This is a genomic window from Collinsella ihumii, from assembly GCF_900046475.1.
Taxonomy (GTDB): domain Bacteria; phylum Actinomycetota; class Coriobacteriia; order Coriobacteriales; family Coriobacteriaceae; genus Collinsella; species Collinsella ihumii.
In genome coordinates, this window is sequence record NZ_FCOU01000012.1 from 166,834 (window position 1) to 183,829 (window position 16,996).

Annotated in this window: 18 protein-coding genes; 8 read left to right on the top strand and 10 right to left on the bottom strand. The window is 67.2% G+C overall.

Annotated elements, in window-relative coordinates; genetic code table 11:
- Positions 1 to 95 precede the first annotated feature (95 nt).
- Positions 96 to 821 carry a response regulator transcription factor gene (locus BN3789_RS09860; protein ID WP_079989257.1) on the bottom strand — a complete coding sequence of 242 codons (726 nt, stop codon included), beginning with the start codon at positions 819 to 821 and terminating at the stop codon, positions 96 to 98.
- 320 nt (positions 822 to 1,141) lie between these two features.
- Between BN3789_RS09860 and BN3789_RS09865 the strand changes: the two genes are divergently transcribed.
- From BN3789_RS09865 to BN3789_RS09885, 5 genes are all read left to right on the top strand, one after another.
- Complete coding sequence (locus BN3789_RS09865) at positions 1,142 to 1,567, top strand: hypothetical protein (RefSeq protein ID WP_066833744.1); 426 nt, start codon at positions 1,142 to 1,144, stop codon at positions 1,565 to 1,567.
- A 79-nt stretch (positions 1,568 to 1,646) separates the two neighbouring features.
- Positions 1,647 to 2,138, top strand: coding sequence for a GNAT family N-acetyltransferase (locus BN3789_RS09870; protein ID WP_202615122.1), 492 nt, complete (start codon positions 1,647 to 1,649; stop codon positions 2,136 to 2,138).
- A gap of 329 nt (positions 2,139 to 2,467) precedes the next feature.
- On the top strand, positions 2,468 to 2,836 hold the full coding sequence (locus tag BN3789_RS09875; RefSeq protein WP_066833750.1) for a GntR family transcriptional regulator: 369 nt from the start codon (positions 2,468 to 2,470) through the stop codon (positions 2,834 to 2,836).
- A gap of 39 nt (positions 2,837 to 2,875) precedes the next feature.
- Positions 2,876 to 3,799, top strand: a complete 924-nt coding sequence (locus BN3789_RS09880; RefSeq protein WP_066833758.1) for an ABC transporter ATP-binding protein — start codon at positions 2,876 to 2,878, stop codon at positions 3,797 to 3,799.
- A complete protein-coding gene (locus tag BN3789_RS09885; protein WP_066833761.1) occupies positions 3,800 to 4,525 on the top strand; it encodes an ABC-2 transporter permease in 726 nt (241 codons plus the stop codon).
- Between the two features lie 481 nt (positions 4,526 to 5,006).
- Here BN3789_RS09885 and BN3789_RS09890 read toward each other — a convergent pair whose 3' ends face one another.
- Together BN3789_RS09890 and BN3789_RS09895 are read right to left on the bottom strand one after the other, a co-directional pair.
- Positions 5,007 to 6,257 carry an MFS transporter gene (locus BN3789_RS09890; RefSeq protein WP_161939005.1) on the bottom strand — a complete coding sequence of 417 codons (1,251 nt, stop codon included), beginning with the start codon at positions 6,255 to 6,257 and terminating at the stop codon, positions 5,007 to 5,009.
- Positions 6,258 to 6,351: 94 nt separating this feature from the next.
- Complete coding sequence (locus tag BN3789_RS09895) at positions 6,352 to 7,053, bottom strand: TetR/AcrR family transcriptional regulator (RefSeq protein WP_066833766.1); 702 nt, start codon at positions 7,051 to 7,053, stop codon at positions 6,352 to 6,354.
- A 181-nt stretch (positions 7,054 to 7,234) separates the two neighbouring features.
- Between BN3789_RS09895 and BN3789_RS09900 the strand changes: the two genes are divergently transcribed.
- Positions 7,235 to 7,585: a DUF2200 domain-containing protein gene (locus BN3789_RS09900; RefSeq protein WP_066833769.1), complete on the top strand. Its 351-nt coding sequence runs from the start codon at positions 7,235 to 7,237 to the stop codon at positions 7,583 to 7,585.
- A 33-nt stretch (positions 7,586 to 7,618) separates the two neighbouring features.
- Here the strand turns inward: BN3789_RS09900 and BN3789_RS09905 are convergent, their stop codons facing one another.
- The 5 genes from BN3789_RS09905 to BN3789_RS09925 form a co-directional block, all read right to left on the bottom strand.
- Positions 7,619 to 8,044 (bottom strand): hypothetical protein, encoded by a 426-nt coding sequence (locus BN3789_RS09905; RefSeq protein WP_066833772.1) that lies wholly within the window; start codon positions 8,042 to 8,044, stop codon positions 7,619 to 7,621.
- A gap of 355 nt (positions 8,045 to 8,399) precedes the next feature.
- Positions 8,400 to 8,876, bottom strand: a complete 477-nt coding sequence (locus BN3789_RS09910; protein ID WP_066833775.1) for a DUF2798 domain-containing protein — start codon at positions 8,874 to 8,876, stop codon at positions 8,400 to 8,402.
- 135 nt (positions 8,877 to 9,011) lie between these two features.
- Positions 9,012 to 9,755 carry an AAA family ATPase gene (locus BN3789_RS09915; protein WP_066833777.1) on the bottom strand — a complete coding sequence of 248 codons (744 nt, stop codon included), beginning with the start codon at positions 9,753 to 9,755 and terminating at the stop codon, positions 9,012 to 9,014.
- A gap of 22 nt (positions 9,756 to 9,777) precedes the next feature.
- Complete coding sequence (locus BN3789_RS09920; protein WP_066833784.1) at positions 9,778 to 10,362, bottom strand: epoxyqueuosine reductase QueH; 585 nt, start codon at positions 10,360 to 10,362, stop codon at positions 9,778 to 9,780.
- Entirely contained in the window at positions 10,359 to 10,943 is a 585-nt protein-coding gene (locus BN3789_RS09925; RefSeq protein WP_066833787.1) for a DUF3267 domain-containing protein, read from the bottom strand. Before BN3789_RS09925 ends, BN3789_RS09920 begins: the two co-directional genes overlap by 4 nt.
- Positions 10,944 to 11,258: 315 nt before the next feature.
- Here BN3789_RS09925 and BN3789_RS09930 point away from each other — a divergent pair, with 315 nt between their 5' ends.
- Positions 11,259 to 13,322, top strand: coding sequence for a class I tRNA ligase family protein (locus tag BN3789_RS09930; RefSeq protein WP_066833790.1), 2,064 nt, complete (start codon positions 11,259 to 11,261; stop codon positions 13,320 to 13,322).
- A 46-nt stretch (positions 13,323 to 13,368) separates the two neighbouring features.
- On the opposite strand, the gene BN3789_RS09935 is transcribed toward BN3789_RS09930, so the two are convergent.
- Entirely contained in the window at positions 13,369 to 14,193 is an 825-nt protein-coding gene (locus BN3789_RS09935) for a putative RNA methyltransferase (protein WP_066833793.1), read from the bottom strand.
- A 380-nt stretch (positions 14,194 to 14,573) separates the two neighbouring features.
- Positions 14,574 to 15,251 (bottom strand): 4Fe-4S binding protein, encoded by a 678-nt coding sequence (locus tag BN3789_RS09940; RefSeq protein WP_289821219.1) that lies wholly within the window; start codon positions 15,249 to 15,251, stop codon positions 14,574 to 14,576.
- A gap of 173 nt (positions 15,252 to 15,424) precedes the next feature.
- On the opposite strand from BN3789_RS09940, the gene BN3789_RS09945 reads away from it, so the two are divergent.
- Complete coding sequence (locus tag BN3789_RS09945; RefSeq protein ID WP_066833800.1) at positions 15,425 to 16,576, top strand: IS110 family transposase; 1,152 nt, start codon at positions 15,425 to 15,427, stop codon at positions 16,574 to 16,576.
- Positions 16,577 to 16,996: the final 420 nt, after the last annotated feature.

Here is a 16,996-nt window from a genome sequence, read left to right on the forward strand (position 1 = left end):
CGTCGCCTTCTCCCCGCTGCTCATGCATGAGTATGGAAAACGACCTTTGAGCAAGTCTTTTCCAAGGTTTAAGAAAGGTTAAAGAAGCGCCCGTGTCAGGATTCCTGCAGCTTGAACCCCATGCCCCACACGGTCTTGATGTAGGCGTCGGTGCCCGTCGCGCGCAGCTTAGCGCGGATGTTCGACACATGCACGTTCACCGTGTTGTCGTCGGCGGTGTACGGCTCGCCCCACGCCCGCTCGAACAGCTCCTGCTTGGAGAACACGCGGCGGGGGTGCTCCATCAGCGCCTGAAGGATGTTGAATTCGATGCGGGTGAGCTCGATTCCCCGCCCGTCCGCGGAAAACGTGCGCGCCTCGGGGTCGAGCTCCCATGCGCGGAAGCACAGCGTGGGGCCCGCGAACCGCGTGCCGTCACCGGCACCGTCGGATGCGGAAACGCCGCGATGGCGCAGCTGGACCTCGATGCGCGCGACGAGCTCGTCCAAGTCGAACGGCTTGGTGAGGTAGTCGTCCGCGCCGAGCTTGAGCAGGTCGATGCGGTCGGAGGCGGCCGTGCGCGCGGAGATCACGATGATGGGGACGCGCGCGTCGCGCTCGCGGATGAGCCCGACGAGCTCCTCGCCCGGCATGCCGGGAAGCATCAGGTCGGAGACCACGATGTCGAAGGGAAGCGCACCCTCGCCGCCCCCGATGAGCAGGCGAGCCTCGCTCCCGGAAAACGCCTGCGTGCAGGCCATACCGCGTCGCGCCAGGTGCGTGGCGACGATCTGATTGATATCGGCATCGTCCTCGACGATGAGCACGCGAACGCCCGGCATGTCCAACTCCTCGCAACGATTACGGCGATCCTTTCGCCCCATTGTGACGCAGACCGCGCCGTTTTGACAGCACCGATACGCCCACAAACCGAAAACCGGTACCCGCCGCGCATGCAAATCGGGGGACGTACCTTCCGCGTGCAAAAATGCACGCGGAAGGTACGTCCCCCGATTTGCACTTCGGGCATCTGGCTGAACTTCCCCGTCATGAGCGCCATCGTGGGCGCGCTCCTAGCCGGAAAAACGTCCGTCCCCGCCCTCGCCGCCCACGCGGCTGCGCTACGATACGTCAAGCAGGGCAATGGAAAAGGGGTGCCGCCATGAGGGGTCCGCTATCAGCGCTTGTGTCAGCAGCCGGCGTCGTCACGCTGCTCGCGCCCGCGTGCGCCTACGCCGAGATCGGTCTCAAGCAGGAGGTCACCTCGGAAGGCACGGTCGTCTACTTCGACTTCGACGGCCTGGGCTACGTGCTCATCATCATCGTTGCGCTCGTCTTAATCCTGCGCGGCCAGCGCGCATCGCTGAAGCGCGTCGCGGAGGCCAAACGGAGGCGCGCCGCCAAGCGAAGGGCCGCGGGAACCGATGCGGAGGGCGACGGATGCGAAGAGGACCTCGGCGCGAGCGCGCTCGCAGCCGTCGAGCGGCTGAAGAGGGCCGAACGAGACGCGCATCGGCCCCGTAGCCGCCGCCTCGACGCGAAGCCGGGCGACGATGACCACGGCACCGGCGAACAGCGCACCGGATAGCCACCCCCTCGCCCCGTGATGCCCGCCCCGACGTCCGCGCGGGGCGCAAGGCCGCACCCGTCCCCCACTGGAGCATATCGTGAGCAGCACCCTCATCCGCCCGATCGCACCCGCCGACGACGCCGCCGTCGCCGCCATCATCCGCACCTGCCTCGAGGCGTATCGCCTGGACATCCCGGGGACCGCGTACTTCGACCCGGAGCTCGACCATCTGAGCCGCTTCTACGCCTCGCGCCCCGGGCGCCGCGCCTACTTCGTGATGGAGGATGCCGACACGGCGCGCATCCTCGGCGGGGCGGGCCTCGCGGAGTACGAGGGGCTCGACGCCTGCTGCGAGCTCCAGAAGATCTACCTGGTGGAGAGCGAGCGCGGGCGGGGCCTGGGCCGTGCGCTGCTGGACGCCGTCGAGGGGCATGCCCACAAGCTCGGCTACCGGCGCGTCTACCTCGAGACGCATACGAGCCTGCACGAGGCCGTCCGCCTGTACGAGCGCTGCGGCTACCGCCGCGTCGATCGGCCCGCCACCGCCATCCACTCCACCATGGACCTCTTCTATCTCAAGAACCTGTAGAGAAAGCCCATCAAAGCCTTTGACGGGCAGTGCAAATCGGGGGACGTACCTGCTGCGTGCATTTATGCACGCAGCAGGTACGTCCCCCGATTTGCACTGCCGGCCCCGGGCCGGTCTCCTGCTTTCTTGACCCGGCGGAGAAAAAATCCCATCGCTCATTGCCACTGTGCATAGGTGTGTATATACTGTAGCTATCGGGTATATACACTATGCCCAGAGGGACGACGCGAAGACGTCCGTTGCCGTCCCAGCCGCCGTTCGGGGACGCCCGAGCGCGCGGCACCCCGCCGAGGGACGCCCCGTGCGGGGCGCACGAAAGGACACGCAACTTGGAAATCATCATCTCGAACGCAAGCAGCAAGCCCATCTACGAGCAGATCTGCGACCAGATCAAGACTGCGATCCTCGCCGGCGACCTCGCCGAAGGAGAGCAGCTCCCCAGCATCCGCGCGCTCGCCAATAGCCTGCGCGTAAGCGCCATCACCACGAAGCGCGCCTATGCCGACCTCGAATCCGAAGGATTCATCGAGACGGTCCAGGGCAAGGGGAGCTTCGTCGCCGGCGGCAACGCCGAGCTGATCCGCGAGGAGCAGCTCCGCCAGGTCGAGGCGCACATGACGCGCGCCATCGACGCCGGCCGCGCCATGGGGCTCACCGACGGCGAGCTCACCGAGATGTTCGCCCTTGAGCTGGAGTGACCGCAAGCTCGCACCACGCATCCGCAGAAAGGACCCGCCATGTCATCTATGGCACCCGATAGCACCATCGCCGCCGCGCCCCTCATCGAGGCGCACGACATCACCAAGCACTACGACGGCTTCTCGCTCGACGGCGTCGACCTCACCGTGGAGGAAGGCGAGATCGTCGGATTCGTCGGACAGAACGGCGCCGGCAAGTCCACGACCATCAAGGCCCTGCTCGGCCTCATCGAGCTCGACGGCGGCACGGCGCGCGTGCTCGGCACCGACGTGCACGCCCTCGCGCACACGTCGGCGGGCGCCTCCGCGAAGGAGCATATCGGCGTCGTGTTCGACACCGTCTCCGTTCCGGGGCACCTGCGCATCTCCGAGATCGGCCGCATGCACGCCCGCGCTTTCACGGGCTGGAGCCAGCACACCTTCGACAAGCTCGTGCGCGAGTTCGGCCTCGAGCCGACAAAACCGGTCAAGGACCTCTCGCGCGGCATGGGCATGAAGCTCAGCCTCGCCTGCGCCCTGTCGCACGGCGCGCGCCTGCTCATCCTCGACGAGGCGACCGCGGGCCTCGACCCCATGGCGCGCGACGAGGTGCTCGACCGCCTGCGCGAGTTCGTCGCCGCACCCGGCCATGCCGTGCTCATGAGCAGCCACATCACGAGCGATCTCGAGAAGATCGCCGACCGCGTGGTGTGCATCGAGAACGGCCGCATCGTGTTCAACCTCATAAAGGACGAGATCACCGACGAGATGGGCGTCGCCCGCTGCCGCGTGGCCGATTTCGAGGCCGTCGCCGCGAGCGGCATCATCCCCGAGCGCGCAATCCGCTACCGCAAGCACGACTACGGCATCGACCTGCTCGTGCCCGACCGCTTCGCCTTCGCGGAGCGCTTCCCGAACATCCCCGTCGACCACATGACGATCGACGACTACCTCACCCTCACCCTGAAAGGCGGTGTGCGATAGATGAAGCGCGCATACCAGATCGAAATGACCGTCATGCACCAGTACGCCCGCCAGCTCCTCGCGCTGGGCGTGTTCGTCGCCGCGTGCACCTGCGTCGGCATGGGGAGCATCGTCGCCGCGCCCGGCGTGCTCACCTGCATGTACTTCATCATGGGCGCACTCGCGACATCGGCCTACGACGAGCAGAACGGCTGGGGGCTCTTTCGCCTCACCATGCCCCTGAGCAGGCGCGACGTCGTAATCGGGCGCTACGGCATGATCGCGACCATCGGCCTGATCGGCATGGTCGCGGGGCTTGTCGGCGGCACCGCTCTCGCCGCGATCGCGACGGTGGCGCCGCTGCCGGGCGACCTGTCGACGACGTTCGGGCTCACGCAGGACAACATCCAGGCCATGGTCTTCTCCTGTGCGCTGTGCGCCGTCATCGGGTCGGGGATCGCGGCCGTCGAGACGCCGGTCTACCTGCGCTTCGGCCAGACGAAAGCGACCCAGTGGATCCCGATGATCAGCGTCATCCTCTTCATCGGGCCCATGATGATCCTCGGCGCGTCCGGCGGCCTTGGAAACTTCGCCGGCATCGCCGATGCGCTCAGCGCCGTCTTCGCCTTCATCGAGACGCCCCTCGGCGCGATCACGAGCCTCGCCGCGTCCCTGGTCGCCGTATTCCTGATCCTCGGCGTCTCCGCGGCCATCTCGATCAGGCTCTACGAGCGCCGCGAGCTGTAGCACCCTGGAGCCTCGGGCACGACCGTTCCGGCGGGCCGCGCGGGAAGCACTCCGCGCGGCCCGCCGTATCGAAGTGGCTAATTAGTTCTATTCTGCTGTCGCGCATCCCCTGCAGACGGGCAAGAGTCCGCGCATTTGCGGCTTCTTGCCCTCGGGAGGGTCCGGCACAGGGCGATTCGACCCCGGATATCGCCGGAGATTCCAGCCAAAGCAGCCATATCGGCTGGTTCGGACACCATCGCCCAACCCGCCTGACAGCAAATCAGAAATAATTAGCCACTTTTCGGCACGGGGAGGATCGATTCGCTCCGGAACGCCCCGTCCGCCCTGGCGGAAGCCCGCAACCATGCCTCCCCTCCATGCGTATCGACGTCCGTCGCGCAAGCCATGCTGCGCCCGCGCGCTGTCGGCAGATCCCGCGCCGGAGCCCGCAGGCTCCGGCGCGGGATCTCAGGCGCGAGATGCCAAAACGGACGACTCCCTACCGCTCGGCGCGGGCGAGCCACCAGGCCACGGCGGCCGTCACGGACGCCGCCACGAACGCGATCGCCCAAGCGGGCACGATGTCGAGCGCGACGCCGTAGGCGAGCTGGCCCACCGGCGTGGCGCAGTTCGCCAGCATGATCGCGAGCGCCATGACCTTGCCCACCAGCGTGCCGGGGCTCTCGACCTGCAGATAGCTCGTCGCGACGATGCTCATGCACATGCACACAGCCATCGTGGGGAGGTACAGGACGACGAGCGCCGTATAGGTACCGAGGGCCGGCAGCGGCACCATGAGCGCGAAGGCGATGGAGACGATGCCTGCCACGACCCCGAAAAGCAGCGCGGGGACGCGGCGGATGCCGAGCGTGCCCGGCGCCGCCGCCACGATCGCCCCTCCCGCGAGACCGCCCACGGCAAGGGCTCCCTGCAGCACGCCCATGAGCTGGTTGGGCAGGCCAAGCGTCTCGGTCACGATGTAGGGCGAGCACACGTTGAAAAACGAGGAGCCGAACAGGTTCACGAGCGTCGCCGCCATGATGGTGCGCCACATGAGCGGGCGCGAGCGGAGGAAGGCGAGCGCCTCCTTCAGGTCCGCGCACGCGGTGGCGACGGCGCCCGCCGTGCGCGCGGGCGGCTCGTAGGGGACGTGCACGAGGGCCGCCACCACGAGGGCCGATGCGGCGAAGCAGGCGGCCGATATGAAGACGATGGGCGCCAGGCCGAGAAACCCGAACGCGATCCCTCCCGCGACGGGGCCGCCGATCCCCGTGAGCATGCCCACCTGGTTCACGAGCGCCACGGCGCGCTCCACCTCGTGCGGCTCCACCAGATGCGGGATCGCAGACTGCACGCACGGCTGGTAGAGCGCCTGGGCGGCGAACGCCAGCATGAGCATGGCCACGGTGGCGACGATGACCGCAGACGTCCCCGCCGCAAACAGGTAGGCAGCCATCGCTACGGCCAAGACCGCGTCCACCGCGATCATGACGCCGCGCTTGCGCGTGCGGTCCGCGATGACGCCCCCGATGGGCGCGAGCAGCGTGTAGGGCACGAACCCCGCCGCGACCACGCCTCCGTACAGCGCGCCGGACCCCGTGAGGTTCAGCAGGTGCAGGGGCAGCACGAACTGCAGGATCTCCATGCCCAGAAGCGAGAGCGCCTGGGATGCCATGACCGCTGCGAAGCGCGGGGACGCGAGTCCTCCTCCCCGTCCAGGTGCGGCGCCGCCTTTGATGGTACCGTTCATGTCGTCCTCTCTTTCATACATTCGGTTGGTATGTATATTGATTCGAAAGAAAGCCGCTCGAAGCGGCTTCTCCCGTCATCACCTGCCGGCAGCGTCAGGACCGATCGTCTTCTCCCCCATCGTCGGCGATGAAATCGCGCGCCAACGTTCCCCACGAGTCGTCCCACATGCGCGCCGGGTCGAAAAACTTCCAATCCACCAGGTCCACGCCGAGCGCGTGCATCACGCGCACGAGCACGCTCACGCGGCGCTCGAACTCGCTCTCATCGGCGAGCGGATGGAACAGCGGCACCATCCACAGGTTGGCGAGCAGCAGCATGACCTCGGCGGTCTCGCGCGGGAACTCGGAGCTCACCGTGCCGTCCGCCACCCCCTCGCGTATCACCGGCTCGATATAGCGGTGCGCGACCTCGAGGGCGTCGGCGAACTCCCGCGCCAGAAGACGGGAGTTTTGCACGGGATCCGAGGAGGGCCGCATAGCGCGCAGCATGTCGGCCGACGGCCCCTCCGCAGACGACTCGTCGAGTGCGCGGATCTTCTCGATACCCGAAAGCGACCGATTGGAGATGATGGCCTCGGCCCGCTCGACGACCGGGCGATTCGCCCGCTCGAACACCGCCTCGAAGATATCCTCTTTGCTCTTGAAGTGATGGTAGACCGCGCCCTTGGTGAGTCCGCCGAGGTGGTTCACGATATCGGCCATGGTCGTCTGCTCGTAGCCCTTGGTCATGAACAGCTCCTCGGCCACGTCGAGAATCCGTTTGACGGTCTCCTCGGGATACTTGTTGCGCGCCATACCGCCCTCCCCGCTCCGGTCTTCATGGGTATCATACCAACGGTATGTATCTATAGCAAGGACGCCTTCCGCCGGCTTCGGCCGAGCCGACGGGCGATGAGGGCGACGAGATCGCAACGCCCCGCCCTCAACCCGTCATAATGGGTCCAATAGACCGCCTTGCATACGGATTGGAGCGTTCATGGCACGCACGCCCATCGCCCAGATGTCGTTTACCAAGATCTATCCGCTGCTGGTGCAGAAGGCAGAACGCAAGGGACGCACGCGCGAAGAAGTCGATACCGTCACCTGCTGGCTCACCGGCTACGACCAGGCGGGGCTTGCACGACAGCTCGAACGCGACCTGACCTACGCGGATTTTTTCAACGAGGCGCCCGCGCTCAACCCGCATCGCACGCTCATCACCGGCAAGATCTGCGGCGTCGACGTGACGGCCATCGAGGATCCGATCGAGCAGAACGCCCGCTACCTCGATAAGCTTGTGGACGAGCTGGCAAGTGGGCGCGCCATAGAGAAGATTCTGCGCGCGTAAGGAAGGCTGCAGCCCGGGAGGCTCTCTCGCGGCCTACAGCGAATTCGGGCCCGCCTTCGCCGAGGCGCGACTCACGGTGCGGACGACGAACCTGCCGCCCGCCCGGGCCGCCGTGCCAAGACCGTGCACCGCTGCCCTCCCCGCCTTGCGGGCGATCTTCGCCGCCTGCTGCTTTGCCGCGACGCCCACCTTATGCGCTGCTTGGTCCAGACGCTCTTCGATCTTGGTCGCCGCGCGACCGGAGAACGTCCGTTGCCCGCGGCTGATGAGCGCCGCCCCGCCCGCGATGGCCGCCACGCCGGGGCCGGGCAGGATGCACATGGGCACGCCCGCAACCGCAAGGACCGTGCCCGCAACCATCTGCGCGGCACCCTTGGCCTTTGCACCGCGGGACACCTCGGACGCTGCGGGCTTCTTGCGATCTGCAGGCGGCTGAACGCCGCACTTGGCTTTCTTCATGGAGTATCAATCCTCAATTCGACAACGAACTCATCGGTCCTCGTCGTGCCGTATACCCCGCGCCCGGCTTGCGCGATCGCGCTTCATGAATTCCTAAGGAAGCTCCGAGTCATTCATGAACGAACGGGGGTCTTTTCGGCGTTTGCGCAGGAATCGCCTTTTGACGTCCCCGCTTATTCATGAACCCCTGTTAGACCCCGCGGATACGGGGCCCCTTCGCGTTCATGAAATAGCGTGGGGCGGCGACGAGCGGCGGGAAGCTTCCGTTCCGGCTCGCAGGGACCGCAGGGGCCGCCGGATGGGTTGAAACGAACCCGTCCCCAAGCAACCCATGAAAAAGCCGACCGATGCACGCCTAGTCGGAGAGCACCGGAATCCGGCGCAGCAGGCGCATGACGGCGCGCACCTCGGGCCCCGCCACGAACAGCTGCCACAGGAGCGCCATGGGAAAGTTCATCGCCACGGTCTGAATCCACGTCGCCACGAGCTCGCCCGCAGGCGGCTGCTTGAACGCGAGCGTCGCCACCAGGCTCATCATCGGGCACATGCTCCAACAGGTGAACGCCCCCATGAACACGGTGACGAGCAGCGCAGGCACCTTCGTGGGGTCGAGGAGCCTGAACGTGAGACGGTGCGCGATGCGCCCGCCGACAAGCGTCTCGAGCACGATCACCGCGACCATGAGCGGCACGATGTCGGCAAACGGCGCGAAAAGCAGCTCCGTCTTGAGCCCGCCGTATATGAGCGCCTGGTTGTACAGCTCCATCCCGTAGACCATCGCGAATGCCATAAGCAGGGAGAACACGATGCGCTGGGCTTTTGTTTTGGGCATGGTTCGCCTCCATTGCGCCCAGCCCTCATGTCCGCACGGCACGCGCTGCGGGAGGGCAACTGGACTTATGCCTTCCCGCAGCGCGTTGCGCCACACATGCTAGCACGGCCCAGACCGCAGCTCTCAGAAACACCATCAAACGCCGAGCAGCTCGTGCAGCAGGCGCTCGCGGCCGTTGATGAACATCTCGGTCACCTGATAGCTGTCGGTCTCCTCGTAGGCCACCTCGTGCAGGCGCCCGCCGTCGAACGACACGATCTGCGCGCCCGGAAGCCCGAGCAGGATCGGAGAGTGCGTCGCCACGATGAGCTGGCTGCCGTGAAGCGCCAGCTGGTACATCTCGTAGAGCAGCGTGAGCTGGCGGGAGGGCGACAGCGCCGCTTCCGGCTCGTCGAGGAAGTACAGACCGTTTTCCTTTGCGCGATCCTGGATGAAGCCGAGAAACGCCTCGCCATGCGACATCTGGTGCAGCAGCTCAAGTGCGCCGGTCGCCGGATTCGTGTAGGTCATCCCCGCATACGATTCGGCGGCGGTCGCCACGTTGTAGAAGCTCTCCGCCCGCAGGAAGAACGTGCTCCAGGGGCGCAGCAGGCCGCGGCCCATCTCGATGCCCTCGTGCAGCGATGAGTGCGAATCCCGCGTGGAGAACGCGTAGTTGGCCGTGCCGCTCTCCGGGTTGAGACCGTAGGCGACCGCCATGGCCTCGAGCAGCGTCGACTTTCCCGACCCGTTCTCGCCGACGAAAAACGTCACGCTCCCGGCGAGCTCCAGCGGCTCGAAACCCAGACGGGCGAGCGCGGGGATGCCGCGCAGGTACGCATCGCCCGGCACAAGCTCCCAACGGATGGCGACGGACTTGATGAACGGCGCGCTTCCCATCGTTTCCCCCGGCATCCGGGCATCACGCATGGAGCTTCGCGGCCTTGCGCTCGTCGCGCAGCCGGATGCGGTCGAGCGCCGCCTCGGCGGCCGAGAACCGGCAGCCGCAGTAGTTCTGCCGGTACATCCCGAGCTCGCGCGAGCGGCGCGTGGCCTCCGGGTACCAGGGGCGAAAATCACGGATGACCGGCGTGAGACCGTGCGCGCCCGCCAGGCGCGTCAAGACGTCGTTGCAGGTCTCAAACAGCTGGTAAGGCGACACCGCGAGCGTTGTTGCGATATGGTCGAAACCCTCGTCGCAGGCTACGCGCACCGCTTCGGCAAGCCGCAGGCCGTAGCAGGCGCGGCATCGGCGCTCGCGATCGCGTGCCCCGATGGGCGCCACCCCGCGTTCCCACGCGTCATAGTCCTCGCGCGCCTCGATGAGCGGGATGTCGTTCGCGGCGGTCCAACGACGCAGCTCCTCCAAGCGGCGATCGTGTTCGTCTGCCGGCTGGATATTCGGATTCGTCCAGCAGATCGTGGGCTCGAAACCTTCCTCTACCAGCAAGCGAACCGGCTCGAGCGAACACGGGGCGCAGCAGGCGTGCAGCAAAAGCCGTGTCATAGGTCCTCCCCACGCGCCTGATCGGGCTCTCCGTCGCCGAGAAACTCGACGCCCCAGTCGCGGTCGATGCAGTGCGTGATGCGCGCGTCGGCGAGCATCGCGGCGACGTAGCCCCAGTCGCCCGTGCATCCGGACAGATGCAGCACGGCCACGATGTAGGCCAGCACCGGCCAACCGCTCACGACGCCGAGCGCCAAGAGCAGCAGCGTCACCGCAAACGTCGGCGCGAGCGCGATAGCCAGGTACTGCCCGCGCGTGTAGACGACATCCTCGGCGCAGGCATAGAGCATGCCCGCCTTCCAGTTCGCCCCGAACGTGATCTTGGTGCCGGCGGGGGCGAACGCCTTGAAGAAGATGGCGTGGACGAGCTCGTGGACGGCAAGCGAGGCGAAGCATCCGACGGCTCCGGCGGCAAACCACCAGAACGTCGGGGGCAGGACCGGGAAGCGCGGGTCCTCTCCCTTGAGAACGGAGGCGAGCTCGCTGCCCGGCAGGCCCAGCATGTCCGGCGCGCCCGAGACGAACCATGCGACGCCCGCAATCGCGCCGACGACCAGCGTCGCCGCCGTCATGCGCATCATGCGCGCTAAAAACGCCTTGTCTTCAAAGGTGTGTATGCAGGCAATCCTCTTCATGCCCTGAGGATACCACGGAGCGCAGGGCGCCGTCCCCCGCGCGGGAAACCGGGGGCGCGGCGTTCTCATGCGCTCGCCCGCCCTGACGTCCCCCGAGCGCGAACGCGGGCCCAAGCCGCGACGGGCCACGGGCGGGCAGCGGGGCGGCGGGCCGCTCTCTGTCGTTTTTTACGGATTGCCGCCGCAACCTGCACGCCCTTGGCCTTGTGCGATAATGGGTCCCCGTATGCACATCGATTCAACACGCACTGAGGAGCCCGCATGGCACACAAGCTCAGCAAAGATAGCCGCCCGTCATGGCCACATCGCGCCATCGTCACCGCAGGCATGCCGTATGGCAACAAAAACTTGCACTTCGGACACGTCGGCGGCGTGTTCATCCCGGCCGATTTCTTCGCGCGTTTCCTGCGCGACCGCCTGGGCAAGCAGAATGTGATCTTCGTCTCGGGCACCGACTGCTACGGCTCCCCCATTATGGAAGGCCATCGCAAGCTGCTCGAGTCCTGCGGCACCGATTGCACGCTCACCGACTACGTGCAGGCCAACCACGACCTGCAGCAATCCGCGATCGATGGCTTCGAGATCAAGCTCGACCTGTTCGGCGGATCCGCCCTTCCGCCCGCTGCCCCCATCCACAACCAGACGACGGCGGAGATCATCGAGCGCCTGAATGAGCGCGGCGTGCTCCACAAGCGTGCGACCAAGCAGTTCTACGATGCCAAAGCGGGCCAGTTCTTAAACGGCCGCCAGGTCATCGGTCGCTGCCCCATCCAGGGCTGCAAGTCCGAGAAGGCCTATGCCGACGAGTGCGACCTCGGCCATCAGTACGAGCCCGAGGAGCTCATCGCACCCAAATCCGCCCTCACCGGCGAGACCCCAGAACTCCGTCCGGTCGACAACATCTACTTCGATCTGCCCGCCTACCTCGACTTCTTGAAGGACTACACCGCGAAGCTCGAAGCGGACGAGACGGTGCGCCCCGTAGTATCCAAGACCATGGAAGAATGGTTGCTTCCTGCGCAGATCTACATCCAGAACAAGTTCCGCGAGGCATTCGACGCCATCGAGGACCAGCTGCCCGCCCACACCGTCACCGAGCCCGAGGGCAACAAAAGCTCGTTTACCGTCACGTTCCCCAGCTGGGAGGAGCGCGACGCGGCGCACGAGGTGCTCTCCGCAGGAGGGGTGCGCTTCCGCTCCGGCAAGGCGCTCGTCCCCTTCCGCATCACCGGCAACATCGAATGGGGCGTGCCCGTGCCCGACGAGTGCGGCTGCTCCGGCCTCACCTGCTGGGTGTGGCCCGAGAGCCTCTGGGCGCCCATCAGCTTCACCCGCACCGTGCTGGCCGAGGCCGAGCGCGCAGGCCGCGCGGACCGCTACGCGAGCCTCGACTGGCACGACTGGTGGTGCAGCGAGGACGCGCACGCCTACCAGTTCATCGGCCAGGACAACATCTACTTCTACGGCATCGCGCAGACGGCCCTGTGGGAGGCGCTCGGCTGCCACATGCAGCAGAGCACGCTCGTGGCCAACTACCACGTGCTCTACATGGGCAAGAAGGCGAGCTCCAGCTCCCAGACCCCGCCCCCGCCCGCCGCTGAGCTGCTGGAGCACTACACCGCCGAGCAGCTGCGCGCGCACTTCCTGTCGCTCGGCCTCGGCGAGAAGCCCGTCTCGTTCAGCCCCAAGGCCTACGACACGCGCGAGACCGGCAAGAACGCCGACGGCACGCCGCTGCTCGCACGCGACGACAAGCGCGTCATCGACCCCGTCCTGAAGGAGGGCGCGCTGCTCACCGGCGTGTTCAACCGCCTGGCGCGCTCCTGCTTCTACGGCGTGGCCGAGAAGGAGGGCGACGAGGCGGGCCACCGCTGCGGCTGCATCCCCGCAGGCACCCCCGACGCCGGCGTCATCGAGGCATCCGAGCAGGCTGTCCTCGCCTTCGAGCAGGCCATGCACACCTTTGAGTTCCACCACGCCCTCACCGTGTGCGACGGCTACCTGCGCGCCGCGAACAAGCGCTGGAGCGACGCGAGCAAGGCCGCCAAGAACGCCGAGGACGACGCCGCGATGAAGCAGGCGCTCGTGAACGCCTTCCACGAGCTGCGCGTCGCCACGGTTCTCATGCACGGCATCGTGCCGGTCGGCTGCGAGCTCATCTGCGAGCACTTCGCCATCGACCCCGACACGTTCTTCTCGTGGGATCGCATCTTCGACACCTGCGACGGGCTCGTGGCGAGCCTGGGCGAGAAGCCCGGCGAGCACAAGGTGGTCCCGCTGCCGCCGCGCTTCGATTTCTTCGAGAAGCATCCGAGCCAGAACTAGAATGGGTCATTTGGGGACGGGTTCGTTCCAACCCATCAAAGGAAGCTCAGCGGGCGATAAGCAGCTCCGCGTCCACGGTGACCGAGTGCACCCGGTCGCGCGGTAGTTCCGCGGTGTCCACGCCGAACAGCAGCGGCGTCATGCGCAGCAGGTCGTCTACCTGGTCAGGTGCCACATCAAAGGTGGCACGGGTGCGCAGGCGCCGCTCGAGAGCCATATGCCGCTCCAGATGCTCGACGACCCGCCGGTTCGAGTGGCTCGCATGGCGCAGGCGCTCCCCCGCGAGCTCGCGCAGCTCGACGAGATGGTCCGGGCCGGGCACGACCTTGACGAGCCACCCGCCCTCGGCAAGTACCCGCGTGAACTCAGCGTAGTTCGCCGGCGTGAAGATATTCAGGACGCACCCTACCGCACCGTCGCGCACCGGCAGGTTCGCCACGTCGGAGACGAGCCAGCACACGCCGTTGCCCCCGCGCGCGGCGCGCACGATCGCATCACGAGAGTTGTCGAGCCCGATTACGGGAACGTCCAACGTCTCGGCCAAGGCCTTCGCGTAATAGCCCTCTCCGCAGCCCGCATCGAGCACCGGGCCCGCAAGCTTTGCGCCGTCGAGCGCATCGAGCAGAGCATCGAGCACATGGCGGTAGAACCCCGCCTTGAGAATATGCGACCGCGCCTCGAAAAAACCGGCGTCATAATCGTCGTGCACCGCGCGTCGCAACAGGTTGACGTACCCCTTGGCGGCGATGTCGAAGCCATGACCGCGCCCGCAGCGCAGGCTCGCCCCCTGCAGGGTCATCTCCGCGCCGCACAGCGGGCAGCGCAGCGCATCGGCGATACGGGCGAACTTCTCGATACGTGCGGGATTCATCGCCTGCACCAGCTCTCGAACGCGATGCGCGTGAGGCCAGCAAGGCAGCGGCTGCACTTGCCGCCCACGCGGTCGGCTACAGGGCGGGCACCGTGCGCGTCCTCATTGAAACGCGCCGGGCGTATCGTCAGCGCATCGGCCATATCGGGAACCTCCATCTGCACAGGGAGCGATAACGTCAAGACCCCGGCGTCAGCGGGCGCCGGGGTGGGACAGATTATGGCACGCACGACACGTCACCCGCGTATCGGCGCGCATGTATCGGCGCTCATTCCAAGAAGTGCACAAAAGGGGGAGCACGCAGGTGCCGGCAAACAGCAGGACGGGCGCCTGCTTAGCTGGCCGCTCGAAAGCGGCCCGGCGCTGCATCCGCCATCAGACTAGCAGCCCTTTGACCGGACGGCTCCAGCAGGGCAGACATGGAAGCAGTTGCCGCACTCGTCGCAGCGCTCGCCGAGGATACGGTAGGCTGCACCGTCGTCGGTCGGGAATATCGCCTTGTGCGTGCACGCCTCGGCACACGCCCCGCATGCAATGCAGCGGTCCGGATCGATGCTCAAGCCCGCCGGCACGAACGAATCGCCACCGAAGGCAAACCGCTCACGCAGGATCTTGTGGTCGCGATGGACCATGTTGAAGTCGTAATCGTAATACTCGCCATGGAAGCGATGGAGCACGAACACAACGGTCTCGGGATACTTGTTGATGTCGTAGACCGCCACGTTGAACAGAGGGTTGCCCGCCGCCTTCTCGTCGACCTCGGCCTGTGTGAGCTCGCGTACCTCGCCGGAGACGCGGACCATGTATCCGGGCTGGAAATGCGGCAGGTTGTCGTCATCCCACGAGCACGGCGCACCCGTCCTCTCTGCTGACACGGCGAGCACGCCGCCCTCCTTCAGCTGCCGGTAGAACGGCTTCACACGCATCGTGCGCAGGTAAAGACCCTCGTCATCATAGGCGAAGAAGTGGGCGATGCGCGCGTCGATACCGTTCTCGCCGTCGCGCGTGGCGAAACTGCAGCACCCGATAGCATTGAACAGCTCGTAGACCTCTTGCATGGTTTTCACAGTCATCTCTCCCTTCGTTGGGTTGGTTGACGATATGTTCATCGGGTGACCAGGTCGCAGCCGCCCCTGGCCGAGGGGGAAGCCCCGTCGCTCGGAGCGTGGGTTAGCATCGTCTCGTGTCAGCAAGGCGGCCGCCAGGGCCACAGAGAGAAGGGGGCTTCCCGATGAGCGAGTATACCACCCAGGTCGGCATGGACGTGCACGCGCGCAGCGTGTCCTGCAGGGCGCTGAGGCCCGACACAGGCGAGTGCTGGTCGGGCACGTTCCGCGGGGAGGGCTTCGAGCGCGCCGTGCTCGAGTGGCTGAGGAGGCTCCCCCAGCCGGTGAGGTGCGCGTACGAGTCCGGCTGCACGGGCTTCTGGCTGAGCCGGTTCCTGGAGGGGGCCGGCGTCGCCTGCGGCGTGGTCGCCGTCTCCACTATGCCGCGCTCCCCGAGGGACAGGCGCCACAAGAACGACAGGCGCGACGCCGCCGTCGTGCTGCGCGAGATGTGCAACCCCGCCAGCGACGTCTCCTACGTGTGGGTCCCCGACCCGCAGACCGAGGGCGCCCGCGACCTCGCCCGGGCCGCCGACGCGGCCGCCCGGGACGTCCGCTCCGCCAGGCAGCGCGTGAGCATGCTGCTGCTCAAGCACGGGTTCGCCTGGTGCGAGAGGACGCCCTCCGGCAACCTGAGGAAGACGTGGACGCGGGAGTGGCGCAGGTGGGCGCTGTCGCGCGACCTGGGCGACGCCCTGTCGAACAGGGCGCTCGAGATGGAGTTCGGCGCGGTCGAGCGCCTCGAGCGCGAGGCCGCCGGGCTCGCGGCGGCGGTGGCCGAGGAGGCCGGGCGCCCCAGGTGGAGGCCCTACGTGGACGCGCTCGTCCGCCTCAAGGGCGTCGACGTGCAGACCGCCTTCCTCGCGTGCGCCGAGTTCGGGGACTTCTCGCGGTTCCGCAGCGGCAGGGCCGTCTCCCGCTGGATCGGGTGCACCGCCTCGGAGAGCTCCAGCGGCGAGGCCGACCGCCGGCGACCTCGCCGAAGGAGAGCAGCTCCCCAGCATCCGCGCGCTCGTCGAGGGCGCGGCCTCGATGCCGCGCCGGAACGGGCGCCCGAAGCGCGTGCGCCCGGGCCACGAGGTGTCCCCCGCGGTCGAGGAGATGGCCGCAGCCGCCAACGAGCGGCTCCGGCGGCGCTACGAGCGCCTCAGGGGCGCCGGCAAGCACGCCAACGTCGCCAGGGTGGCGGTCGTGAGCGAGATGGCGCGCTGGATCTGGGCGATAGGCCTGCAGGTGCAGCGCGAGCTCGCCGCCGCCTAGCGCGCGGCGCGAGATAGGGCCGTCCCCTCCGCCGGCCGGGCCCGCGGCGCGCGGGGCAACTCGCGTCCGTCCCCATGCGCGGCCCCGCGGCAGCCCGCCGCCGGGCCATGCGCGTCCGTTGACTCCCCGCCGCGAGGCGGGGGCTGCGACACTGCCCGCACCGAAGAGAGCCGTACTGCGGGCCGGGGCCCTCCCCGGCATCCGCGATTCTGTGAGTGGAACGCGTTGGGCGTCCGAGGTTCCCCGGGGCCGCCGGGCCCCGGTTCGAGGACACGCCCGCGGCCCGCCGGCGGGGGTGGGGGAAGCCGGCCCCCGGGCCAGCTACCCGGGGGCCGGCGGAATATTGCCTATTGACAGTCCGATGAACATATGTGGGGACGGGTTCGTTTCAACCCATGGGTTGGTTGGGGACGGGTTCGTTTCAACCCATCGCGAGC